This is a genomic window from Arsukibacterium sp. (assembly GCF_041616895.1).
Taxonomy (GTDB): Bacteria; Pseudomonadota; Gammaproteobacteria; order Enterobacterales; family Alteromonadaceae; genus Alishewanella.
In genome coordinates this window covers 1-11,201 of the sequence record NZ_JBFJPY010000100.1, presented here as the reverse complement: position 1 = coordinate 11,201, position 11,201 = coordinate 1, and the positions used below count along the sequence as shown (strand labels likewise).

Annotated in this window: 10 protein-coding genes; 3 read left to right on the top strand and 7 right to left on the bottom strand. The window is 48.1% G+C overall.

All coding sequences use genetic code 11. The features are described from left to right. Positions 1–355: 355 nt before the first annotated feature. Positions 356–1,321, bottom strand: coding sequence for a transposase (locus tag ABY802_RS14035; RefSeq protein ID WP_372627752.1), 966 nt, complete (start codon positions 1,319–1,321; stop codon positions 356–358). Positions 1,322–1,455: 134 nt separating this feature from the next. Continuing rightward, positions 1,456–1,848 carry an MAPEG family protein gene (locus ABY802_RS14030; protein WP_372627751.1) on the bottom strand — a complete coding sequence of 131 codons (393 nt, stop codon included), beginning with the start codon at positions 1,846–1,848 and terminating at the stop codon, positions 1,456–1,458. 204 nt (positions 1,849–2,052) lie between these two features. Between ABY802_RS14030 and ABY802_RS14025 the strand changes: the two genes are divergently transcribed. Beyond that, on the top strand, positions 2,053–3,417 hold the full coding sequence (locus ABY802_RS14025) for a cyanophycinase (RefSeq protein ID WP_372627750.1): 1,365 nt from the start codon (positions 2,053–2,055) through the stop codon (positions 3,415–3,417). Positions 3,418–3,507: 90 nt separating this feature from the next. On the opposite strand, the gene ABY802_RS14020 is transcribed toward ABY802_RS14025, so the two are convergent. Both ABY802_RS14020 and ABY802_RS14015 read right to left on the bottom strand, forming a co-directional pair. Next, the gene (locus ABY802_RS14020) at positions 3,508–4,545 is read right to left on the bottom strand and encodes a patatin-like phospholipase family protein (RefSeq protein WP_372627749.1); all 1,038 of its coding nucleotides are present in this window, start codon (positions 4,543–4,545) and stop codon (positions 3,508–3,510) included. Positions 4,546–4,592: 47 nt separating this feature from the next. Then, positions 4,593–5,843 (bottom strand): anti-phage deoxyguanosine triphosphatase, encoded by a 1,251-nt coding sequence (locus ABY802_RS14015; RefSeq protein WP_372627748.1) that lies wholly within the window; start codon positions 5,841–5,843, stop codon positions 4,593–4,595. A gap of 135 nt (positions 5,844–5,978) precedes the next feature. On the opposite strand from ABY802_RS14015, the gene ABY802_RS14010 reads away from it, so the two are divergent. Next, entirely contained in the window at positions 5,979–6,329 is a 351-nt protein-coding gene (locus ABY802_RS14010; RefSeq protein WP_372627747.1) for a YebG family protein, read from the top strand. Positions 6,330–6,403: 74 nt separating this feature from the next. On the opposite strand, the gene ABY802_RS14005 is transcribed toward ABY802_RS14010, so the two are convergent. Together ABY802_RS14005 and ABY802_RS14000 are read right to left on the bottom strand one after the other, a co-directional pair. Then, the gene (locus tag ABY802_RS14005; protein ID WP_372627746.1) at positions 6,404–7,795 is read right to left on the bottom strand and encodes an alanine/glycine:cation symporter family protein; all 1,392 of its coding nucleotides are present in this window, start codon (positions 7,793–7,795) and stop codon (positions 6,404–6,406) included. Further along, positions 7,792–9,006 carry a pyridoxal phosphate-dependent aminotransferase gene (locus ABY802_RS14000; protein ID WP_372627745.1) on the bottom strand — a complete coding sequence of 405 codons (1,215 nt, stop codon included), beginning with the start codon at positions 9,004–9,006 and terminating at the stop codon, positions 7,792–7,794. Before ABY802_RS14000 ends, ABY802_RS14005 begins: the two co-directional genes overlap by 4 nt. A gap of 258 nt (positions 9,007–9,264) precedes the next feature. Between ABY802_RS14000 and ABY802_RS13995 the strand changes: the two genes are divergently transcribed. Next, positions 9,265–10,125 carry a glucosaminidase domain-containing protein gene (locus tag ABY802_RS13995; protein WP_372627744.1) on the top strand — a complete coding sequence of 287 codons (861 nt, stop codon included), beginning with the start codon at positions 9,265–9,267 and terminating at the stop codon, positions 10,123–10,125. Positions 10,126–10,144: 19 nt separating this feature from the next. Here the strand turns inward: ABY802_RS13995 and ttcA are convergent, their stop codons facing one another. Continuing rightward, the gene (ttcA, locus tag ABY802_RS13990) at positions 10,145–11,086 is read right to left on the bottom strand and encodes a tRNA 2-thiocytidine(32) synthetase TtcA (RefSeq protein WP_372627743.1); all 942 of its coding nucleotides are present in this window, start codon (positions 11,084–11,086) and stop codon (positions 10,145–10,147) included. Positions 11,087–11,201 lie beyond the last annotated feature (115 nt).

The window sequence follows — 11,201 nt, the reverse complement described above, 5'->3', positions numbered from 1 at the left end:
GGCACAAGTTTGACGACCCCGACACCGGCCGTTTTATCAGCCAGGACCCGATTGGCCTGCTCGGCGGCATAAAACTGGGACAGGCACAAGTTTGAACAATATCTATGTATCAGTGGAATGCATGTGGATAATGTAAATTGAAGACAGGCACATCTGAGAAGAGTTAGCCAATCGCTTCATCGAGTAAAGATCTTGTTTTGTATATCCAGAACTAATGCGGCAAAGTTGGTTACAGAGGGCAATATCAGAGTGAAAAAATACGGCTGATATACTCAATAGCAGTTTCAAGCATAATTTTTTCAAAACCGGGGTTGGCGGCTGGTGAATTTTGTTAGTAAAAGACTGATAAGATAGCTCAGGCTGTGTCGCGGTGGGCACGTCGACTAAAGAGTGTGGTGTAACGAGTTTCAAATTGGGTGGCTCGTGTCAGCCAGCCAAGCTGATTTAGATTGAGCCGTCGCATGATGAGCGGCAGATGCTCGGCAATTGAACCCTTTTTGTCGGGTCTGATTGCACGTCCTGTGTAATCGACTAACTCAAGATAGTCAGACAGACTGAATAGTATTCCGAGTTGTGTTTTGTCGATTTGCTCGCCCTCGAACTGCATTAACGGCTTAAGTGGGTAGTAAAAGTGTTGCAGATTACCCTGATTGGTTTGTTCGGTAATAGCTTGCGCCAAATCGAATGAAGGGGATATCCGCTCCTTAATACTGGTGTAATCTGACTCTTCCGGTGTTTTCGCCATGTCGGCGCGTACCGGATTTAAATCGACATAGGCCATACAAGACAGCAAAGCCTCTTCTGTCAGAAGTGCCTGAGATTTGAATCTGGCTTCCCAAAAATGTCCTGTGCAGCCGTCTTCCTTATTGGCTTGGCGGGCAATGGGTTCGTTTAGGCATTTCATAAACCAACTCAGGCTGGTCAAGCGCTGGCGGTAAACATCGATACAGCTGTGCAATGTGTCCAACTCGGCGGCGCCAAGAGTGCTATTTTTCAGGTAGCGCTGTACCAGCAGGGTACCCTTGTGAATACTTGTCCATCGCAACAGTACGTCTTGTGAAGACCAGTCTGTAGCCTGCTGTGGTTGCAGTTTTACCACTATGTGTAAATGGTTGGACATTATTGCGTAAGCACAGATGTCGATAGCAAATAGCGAGGCCAGTAAGCGAATCCGCTGCTCGATCCAGGCTCGGCGGTGTTGGTAATTTTCGCCCGTAACGCTGTCGACACCACACAAAAATGACCTACGTACACAGCGTGACACAACATGATAGTAAGGTGTGTCTTCGACAGCGATGAGAACTTTGCGTGGTCTGGGCATGGTGCACCTGTTTAGCTGTTTAAATATACAGTATTTAGACTAGTAACCCATTGCAAAGCTGTCAAGCTTTTGGTGATTGGGTGCACAAAATTTTGTATAGTTGCAATGTTTAGCTATGCCTGTCCAATTTTTCTTTAGCCTAACAACGCTCTGCCAGCCATGCTAAATGCCGCTACTATTCCAACAAGCCATACCGTTGAGCGGGGGGTAGCGTAGTCGAACCAGTAACATAATAAATACACCAGTCGGCTCGCGATAAATACCCAACCTAGAGTCACTGTAGTGCTGTCTACTGCGTTTAATGCCACCGCGCTTAGTACGGCGCAACCGTAAATAATAAGTGCTTCAAAACTATTGTAATGAGCGGCATTTGCCCGCTGACCAAAGCCTTTTAGCGCCGCTTGTTGCTCTCTGGGGTTGTTGTTGTCATAGCCACCGGCTTTTTGCATGGCAAATGCCAGTGGGGCCTTGGCTAAAAATGGTAATAACATGGCGATAAATAACGTGAGTAAAAGTGTACTTAGCATTAAAAGTTCTCCGGTTCGCACTCAATAAAGTTGGTATTAAAAGAAAACAGCGTTGATATTAAAAGAAACAGTATAGCTTCAGCTTACTTTGTCGCGAGTGACCTTACCAGCGTAAATCTGGTACTCTGTGTAGTGGGCTATAAAAATAATAACTGCCTGGCAAAAAATTTTGATTACTAAAAGCATAAATATGGAGCAAAACGGGTGAAGCACACTGTTACTTCTTTAAATATGATGGCAAAGCCGCTGTTAATGTTAAGTATTATTTTAACGTTAAGCGGGCTAACTGGCTGCAGCGAAGCCGACACTCCAGCGCCTGCGCCATTGCCAGATAAAGGGTCGCTGGTATTAGTTGGTGGGGCGCTGGCCGCGTCTAATGCGGATGTACATCAGCGGTTTATTGCGCTGGCCGGTGGTGAACTGCAGGCGAGGATAGCGGTTATTCCTGCTGCCAGTGGCCAGCCGGCAAAGTACTTTAAACAATTTCGCAAGGACATGCAGCGTTACGGCCTGGACGAAGACCAGATGACGTTGTTTCCGGTTGCTGTGAATGATGACAAAAGTACGGCGGATGTTGATGAAAGCCAGTGGCGCCGCGGTGCTACTGACACTCAGCTGGCGGAACACCTTAGCCAGTATACTGCGGTATGGTTTCTGGGCGGCGATCAGCTGAACATTACTGCAACCCTGGCGCCGGATGGCCAGAAGTCAGTATTACTTGAGGCTATCTGGGCACTATACCAACGCGGTGGCGTAATTGGCGGAACCAGCGCCGGTGCAGCAATGATGAGCGATGTTATGATCGCGGCAGGTGACTCCTGGGGGGCGCTGACTGAAGGCACTACCGACAGTTATAACGGCATGCAGGATCAGGAAAATGGCCCGTTAATGTTGGTCAAGGGGTTGGGGTTTTTCCCTCATGCCATTATTGATCAGCATTTTGACCGCAAAGCCCGCTTTGGCCGTTTGATTTTAGCTACCGAGCTGAACAAGGCTGCATTTCCAATGGGCTTTGGCATTGATGAAAATACCGCACTGGTTTATACCGCCGCAAATCATAGTGTGCAGGTGATCGGGGCCGGTGCTGTTACCGCCATTGATGTCAGTAATGCCCGGCGAGTGACTAATCCCCATGGTTTCCATATTGAAAATGTTCGTATTAGCGTAATGCAGGGTGGGGATCAGTATAATTTTGATACCCAACAGTTTGTCGCTAACCCGCTTAAACACGCTACCGTGGGCCATGAATACCTTAATCTGGCAGACCCTGTGGTGTCTGGCGTGTTTAGTCGTAATACCCGGTTAAAAGATATGCTGACCTTTGATTTGGTTGATAATAAAGGCAGCAAACAGGTGATCAGTTATCTGCATCAGGGGCAAGGCACCGGGTTTACGCTGCGATTTACTCAGGATGAATACACCACCGGCTACTGGCAGTATCTTGATGGGTTGCTCGATAGTGGCAGTGCCTTTGGGGTAAAGCTGGATATTATACCGACTGAATTTACGATTACGCCGCTTAGTGCAGCAACTGAGACAACACGCGCAAAGGCGGAGCCAGAGCACTAATTAAGCGTATTCAGGCTTATAATCAGGATGCGCCAATCCAACCTAAGCGTTGTGGTCATTAAGCCGGCCGTTGCGACTAACGGCCGAGGCTTATAGCGCTTCCACCTGGTAATCACCGTTTGCGAACGCTGCGGCCAGTTCATGTGAGCGCTGTAGCACGGTTTGCCAGTTTGCGATCCGTTGTTGATCATTTAGCTTAAAATCATTTCTGTCGGGAATTTTACCGTTTGGTAAACTAGCGACCCAACTGGCGCTAGGACATAGCAACACCACGTTGTGCAAGTGGGATGCATGGGGCCGGCGCCATTTCAGCGCTTTATCGAACCAGCCTGGGGTAAGGTGGGGATAAAAGTGCGGATACAGCACCAGCCCATGATTACTGAATGGTAGATCAAAGTGATAGTCGGTTATGCCACCATCGTAATAAAGCCCCGGGCCCGCTCCTGCGATGTCTTTAACAGGGCATAATACCAGCGGGATTGAACCACTGGCCAATACCGCCTGGCGCAGGTTTGCCTGGCTTAACGGCACATGTTGGGTTGGCAAGCCAGTGTAGCGATGAAATGGCGCATGGCAATGCTTTGGGTGAAACTGCACCCGCTGATAAAAGTGCTGCAGATTTCGTCTGTTTAACAAATTAGCACCCGCGGCCAGGGTCAAACCGGCCGCTTGCCATAACTTTTGCTGGCTGCGGTTGATCCCTTTGGCTTTCGCTACAATCAGGTTGAGTTTCATCACTGGGTTATCCAGCACTTCACTAATCTGCTGCTCGTTACTGAACACCTGATCGATGATGGCTGAAGAAATACGGGTTACCTGCTGAATATCGGCGCCTGGCGGAAAGGTAATGGTTGAATAGGCATTGGCAAAGCGCTCTGAGGCAGCAACGGGGTTGGCCTGGGCATAGCAGGCAAAGCGCCAGGCTCCGGCCGAGCTGCCCAGTAAATGCAATGGTTTAGTGCGCCCGGCAAAGAAATTGGCCAGTAAGTACTGGTCAAGACCATACAAGCAAAACCATTTGGGGCCGCCACTTGCGCCCACCATCACGCTGATATCGTCGGCCTGTAGGCCATGTTGTTTAATATGCGCCATTGCACCCGGGCCGGCTAATACGCGAAGCTTATTCAAAACGACAGAGCTCTCCAGTAAGTTTCTCAGGCTGATGTTAAAACCGCTTAAAACGGGCCAAACAACGTTTTGTGCATGCGCTCGGCATAATCGTCAGTCATGCCAGAGATATAATCACAAATTACCCGCATTCCCTGGCCATGCTCGCTGGCACTATGCCAGCGCTGCTGGGTATTGAGCGGCAACAAACGACTGGGATCGGACGCGAAGGCATCAAACAGCTGCAATAACATATTCTGACAGCGAAACCGGGATTGCTGAATCATTGGCTGGCGGATAACACAATTAAACACCAGATTTTTCAGGCTATGTAACAGTGCAGTTTCCGCTCCTGGTAAGCGGGCGTTATAGCGAATTAATGGCTCGCTGGCATCTGGCAACGGCTGATAAATCTCTACCGAGGTAATAAGCCGGTTTACTAAGGCGCCTATGGCGTCTTTTCGGATATGGTGCTCACTACTGAACAGCTTTGCCCCCAGCTGCTGCATGTCGTCGCCGGTATAGTGTTGCCACTGGCTGTAGCTTACATTTCCCAGCACAATAGCGTCTTCTAAATCATGAACGCCGTACGCGATATCGTCGGCTAATTCCATAATCGACGCATCCAGCGACTTAAAACGCGACTTAATAAAGGGCGACTGCGATAAGGTTTCGATCTGACCAAAGGCCAGGCGATCCGCACTGTTTAACGGTTGCAATATCCAATCCAGAATATCAGCATCGGCCTGGAAAATGGCTTTAGCCGGTTTCCAGTGATTTAAGTTCAGTGGGTTCACCGTGTTATTGATGGCCGGCAAGGGCGGTTGTAATACCGGGTATTTTAATAACCCCAGTAAGGTACGCCTTGCTAAATCCATACCGTGGTGCTGGGTATAAGGCTCCAGTTTGGCAACAATCCGCAACGTCTGACCATTGCCTTCAAAGCCACCGTCAGACAGCATTTTATAATTCAGTGCGGTTTCACCACCATGGCCAAAGGGTGGGTGACCGATGTCATGGGCCAGGCATAACGCTTCCATCAGGCTGGGATCCGGCAAAGCGGCTTTAATTTGTCCGCTCGATTTTTTTTCAAGCTGACTCACCAGGCCAGTGCCAATTTGAGCCGCTTCTAACGAGTGGGTAAGTCTTGTGCGGTAAAAATCATTCTGGCCAATCCCCAGGATCTGGGTTTTTGATTGCAAGCGCCGAAATGCAGCTGAGTGCAGAATACGCGCCCGGTCGCGCTGCCAAGGTGAGCGTTGGTCATTGGGCCGATCATGGTTGCCCTCTGAGTGTCGCTCCGACCAAATTGCTAACATAACCTTCCTTAATCATGGTAAAACGGCTTAGCAAGAGCGACTATACTACGCGACAATCGATTTTAATTCGAGCACTCGACACCGGCTAAATTATACTGTATAAAATAACAGTTAAAATTAATCAGGGGCAGCAAAATGGCAGTAGTAATTAAATATATTGTAGAGCGCAATGGAGTAGAGAAAATGACATTTACCTCAAAGGCGGAGGCTGATGCCTATGACAAAATGCTGGACACTGCTGATGAGTTGGCTGGTTTTTTAAATGCCAGTAGCCTGTTGACCGATGAGGCGCAAACCGAGACTCTGGCGTTATATCTGGCTCAGAATAAAGACGCGCTACTGGTCGCATTGGGTGCCAAGAAGCCAGCAAAAGTGGCTGAGAAATCGCCGCAGAAAAAAACTGTTAAAGCTGTCACTGAAACTAAAGCACATGACGAGGCTGAATTGGCGGCAAATAATAAAGCCGGCTCAGAGCAAGCTGCCTGAGCCGCTGCAAAACAATTGGTAAGTAAAAGCTGCGCTGCCTTAGCGATGACAGCGCAGCCAGCAACGTAAGGGTACTATCGTGCCCGCTTTGACCAATAGGCTTTTAAATCGGCTTTTACTTCAGGCAGTAGTAAATACAACGCCAGAATATTGGGCACTGCCATCAGAAATATCATTGAATCGATAAAATCGAAAACGGCCATTACATTGGGTACTGCGCCAATTGACACAATAAAGCAAAACAGCACTTTATAAAGCTTGGTCAGACGCTTGTCATGGCCCACCAGATAACGCCAACCGGTTAACCCATAATAAGACCAGCTGATTACGGTAGAAAAGCCAAATAACAGCAAGGCCACCATTAACACCCACGGAAACCAACTGACAACGGAGGCAAAGGCGCCGGAGGTAATTTGCACGCCATCCAGACCCGGGGTCTGATAGGCACCGGTCAGGATAATCACCAGAGCAGTAATAGTACAGATAACAACGGTATCAATAAAGGGCTCAAGCAAGCCAACAAACCCCTGGCTGACGGGATCTTTGGTTTTTGCAGCCGCATGGGCAATAGGCGAGGAGCCAATGCCCGCTTCATTAGAGTACGCCGCGCGCCGAAATCCCTGAATCAATACGCCGATAAAACCACCATAACCGGCTTCAGGTGTAAACGCCCCCTCGACAATCAGCCACAACGCAGCAGGGATAGCACTAAAGTGGCTAAACATCACCAGCATCGATGCCGCCAAATACAGTCCGCACATTAACGGCACCAGTTTACTGGTCACCCGGGCGATACTTTTTAAGCCGCCAATTATTACTGCGCCTACCAGAATTGCATAAACGGCACCGAACAGCCAGGCGTTATCAAAACCCGTCACGGTTTTAACCTGAACAAACCCCTGATTAACATGAACAAAACCGGCAGAGCCAAAAATAACAAACACCGAGAATGCCATTGCCAGTACGGTGCCGGTAAGTGGCAAGTTAAATTTATCCAGTGCTGCTTTAATGTAATACATCGGGCCGCCAGATACCGTGCCATCACTGTTAATCTGCCGGTATTTAACTGCCAGGGTACATTCGACAAATTTAGTAGACATACCAAGCAGGCCGGCCACAATCATCCAGAAGGTAGCACCCGGCCCGCCCAGGCTTATGGCAATAGCGACACCGGCGATATTACCGGTACCCACGGTGCCCGACAACGCGGTACTCAATGCCTGAAAGGGCGATATTTCACCACTGTCATTGCTGCTTTTATTGTTTTTCAGCAAACCAACAGCATGCCTGAAACCTCTGACATTAATAAAGCCGAGATAACAGGTAAATACCAGCGCACCGCTCATCAGCCAGATCAATACCATGGGTATGGCAATGCCATTAATATCAAATGCATAAAACACGATAGCGGCAAGTTTAGCGGTGAAACTTTCAAATACCTGTTGGAACGAAAAGTCACTTATCATTGGTGATAGCCCGGTAAGAATTGGGCAAGTTTGCCAAGCGCCGCCGTCAGTTGTTCTTTATGCGGTAAAAATACGATCCTGAAATGGTCAGGCTCTGGCCAGTTAAAAGCCCGGCCGTGCACCAATAGGACTTTATGCTGGCGCAGAAAATCGAGTACAAACAATTCATCGTCTTTAATCCGGATTTTTTTACGATCAATTTTTGGAAATAAATACATGGCGCCTTTTGGCCGCATACAACTTAAACCATCAATTTCACTGACCAGCTTATGAGCCAGATCCATCTGCTCATACAAACGGCCACCAGGTATCACTAATTCGTTGATGCTTTGGTAGCCGCCGAGCGCAGTTTGAACAGCATGCTGGCAGGGTACGTTGGCACAAAGCCGCATTGACGCCAGTACGTTCAAGCCTTCAATGTAATGCTTTGCCAGATGTTTGGCGCCAGAGATAAATAGCCAGCCAACCCGAAATCCGGCAATCCGGTAATTCTTCGACAAACCGCCGAAGGTCAGCATGATCAGATCATCGGCCAGCGCTGCGGTGCTGATATGCTCAGTACCGTCGTATAGTACCTTGTCATAGATCTCATCACTTAATACCACCAGACGGTGCTCCCGGGCTATGCTAAGTACCTCATTTAAAAAGGCCTTATCGTAAACAGCTCCGGTGGGGTTATTTGGATTAATCAGTACAATAGCTTTGGTTTTATTGTTAATTTTATGTCTGATATCCGCCAGATCAGGATACCAGTCTTGCTGCTCGTCACAGCGATAGTGCGCGGCTTTGCCGCCGGCCAGATTAACCGCCGCTGTCCATAACGGATAATCAGGCGATGGGATAAGCACCTCATCGCCATTATTCAACAGGGCTTGTAGCGACATTAAGATTAGCTCTGACACGCCATTTCCGATATAGACATCGTCAGCATCGGCGCCTCTGATACCGCGCTGCTGATAATACTGCGCCACGGCAACCCTTGCCGGATAAATACCCTGCGAGTCTGAGTAGCCCTGTGCTGTCGGCAGGTTATGAATAACATGCTTGAGTATTTCGTCGGGGGCTTCAAAGCCAAAAGGTGCAGGGTTGCCGATATTCAGTTTAAGAATACGGTGCCCTTCTTCTTCCATTTTACGGGCTTCCTGAGCCACAGGTCCGCGAATGTCGTAACATACGCCATCAAGCTTGGTTGAACGTTCAATTGGTTTCATAGACAGAACCGGTTTGCCCCCTAAAATAATATCCATCCAGATAGCTAAAACAATAAAGTGTAGTTGTCACATAACGGCGGATAATTTGCAATGCAGTGACCACAATTGTTGACGAATTTTCAGTAAAAAAAGCGCTTAAATTTTTTTTAGTTCACTCCGGGGCAAGCAAAGGCTAAAATGACCACTGATTTTTGAAGTCAGTAGCCGGTTAAGTTACGCTGAGCTTACTGTGATGCTGTTGAATGTAGTGGTGATTATTTGATTAAAAAAAGCGCAATTATGGTTGGCTGGCTGGCAGTATGTGCTGCTGCACTAAGCCCGTTTGTCGGTTTACAGCCGATACCTCAGCAAGACTCACTTGATGAATGGCAACGGCCCGACAGAATTGAAGCGTTAAGCCAGGCAGATAAGAAGCGAGTACTGGAGCGGTTAGCTTATACAGAACCGGCAATTGCCTTTAAACCTTTGCCCGACTTTAATGCTATAAACGATACAACAGCTAAAAAACGAGCGTTTTTCGATTATCTGCGCCCTCATGTCCAGCGAGAAAATAACCGGCTGCGCTACCTGCGCCAGCAATTGCTGGAGTTAGCTGAGAAAAAAAGGAAAAACCAACGACTAAATATTAACGAATACGCTTTTCTATACAGTTTGTATGACGAGTTTCGAATGGACGTGGCGGAAACTGATCCGCAAATGCTTGAAGAGCTGTTAAAGCGGGTTGATATTTTACCGCCAAGTCTGGTGCTGATGCAGGCAGCAAATGAATCTGCCTGGGGTACCAGCCGGTTTGCTGTGGAAGGGTTTAATTTTTTTGGGCAATGGTGTTTTCGTGAAGGCTGTGGCCTGGTGCCGTTAAATCGTGGTGAGGACCAATCGCATGAGGTTGCCAAATTTGATTCACCTGCAAAGAGCATCCGTAGCTATTTCTATAACCTGAATACATTTCATACTTATGAGTCGCTCAGAGAGATCCGGGCAAAGTTAAGGGCAGAACGCAAGCCGGTAAGAGGCGAGGCATTAGCGGCTGGCTTAGGCCGCTACTCAGAGCGCGGTGAAGAGTATATTACTGAAATTAGCAGCATGATCCGCTTCAACCGGCGCTTTCTGGAAGATTAACTGCGCTGTAGTAATGGTATTACATTAACTGGACTATTTTAAGATCACTCTGGCCAGCGCTGCTGGCCACGCTATCAGGTTCATCATCGCTGACCAGGCCAACGGGGATCGCTGGTACTGAAATCGGGTCAAATGCCGTGTCACCTTCTGCGCTGGCAGCGTGATCTTTGGTTATGGCCGCAAAATCGAACAAGCTATTGTCGGCCAGATGAGACGGGACCACATTCTGCATGGCCTGAAACATGGTTTCAATCCGGCCGGGGAAGCGTTTATCCCAGTCTTGCAGCATTTCTTTAATAACCTGACGTTGCAAGCCATCCTGCGAGCCACATAAATTACAGGGGATGATAGGAAATTCGCGGGCCTGCGCATATTTTTCAATATCTTTTTCTTTGCAATATGCCAGTGGTCTGATCACAATATGTTCGCCGTTATCACTGATAAGTTTAGGTGGCATTGATTTCATCTTGCCCCCGTAGAACATATTTAAAAACAGGGTTTCAAGCATGTCATCGCGATGATGGCCAAGGGCAATTTTGGTTGCGCCCAGCTCCTTTGCGGTGCGGTATAAAATGCCACGACGTAAACGTGAACAGAGCGAGCAGGTGGTTTTACCTTCCGGAATTTTTTCTTTTACTATGGCATAGGTGTCTTCTGTGACAATGTGATAGTCGACCCCAATACCCTGTAAGTAATTTGGCAGCACCTCGGCCGGAAAACCCGGTTGCTTTTGGTCAAGATTAACGGCAACGATACTGAAACTAATAGGGGCAGACTGTTGCAAGTTGAGCAAAATATCCAACATGGTGTACGAGTCTTTGCCGCCTGACAAGCACACCATTATTTTGTCGCCGTCGCTTATCATGCCAAAATCACCGATGGCCTGACCGACGCCGCGGCGCAGCCGTTTATGCAGTTTATTTAAATTGTATTGAGCTTTTGCTTGCGCGGCATGAGACATAACGACAGTAACCCTACAGAAAAATGGCGCACATTATAACCAAGTGTGCGCCAATACCATAGGGCGGATTTTAGTGTTTTGCTAAAGGACTGACAAAGTTTGCTGGTTTTAACGC

Excerpts from the sequence above, each read along its gene's own strand:
- ABY802_RS14030 (WP_372627751.1), bottom strand. The coding sequence starts at position 1,848 with ATGCTAAGTACACTTTTACTCACGTTATTTATCGCCATGTTATTACCA.
- ABY802_RS14035 (WP_372627752.1), bottom strand. The coding sequence starts at position 1,321 with ATGCCCAGACCACGCAAAGTTCTCATCGCTGTCGAAGACACACCTTAC.
- ttcA (WP_372627743.1), bottom strand. The coding sequence starts at position 11,086 with ATGTCTCATGCCGCGCAAGCAAAAGCTCAATACAATTTAAATAAACTG.
- ABY802_RS14000 (WP_372627745.1), bottom strand. The coding sequence starts at position 9,006 with ATGAAACCAATTGAACGTTCAACCAAGCTTGATGGCGTATGTTACGAC.
- ABY802_RS14010 (WP_372627747.1), top strand. The coding sequence starts at position 5,979 with ATGGCAGTAGTAATTAAATATATTGTAGAGCGCAATGGAGTAGAGAAA.
- ABY802_RS14005 (WP_372627746.1), bottom strand. The coding sequence starts at position 7,795 with ATGATAAGTGACTTTTCGTTCCAACAGGTATTTGAAAGTTTCACCGCT.
- ABY802_RS14015 (WP_372627748.1), bottom strand. The coding sequence starts at position 5,843 with ATGTTAGCAATTTGGTCGGAGCGACACTCAGAGGGCAACCATGATCGG.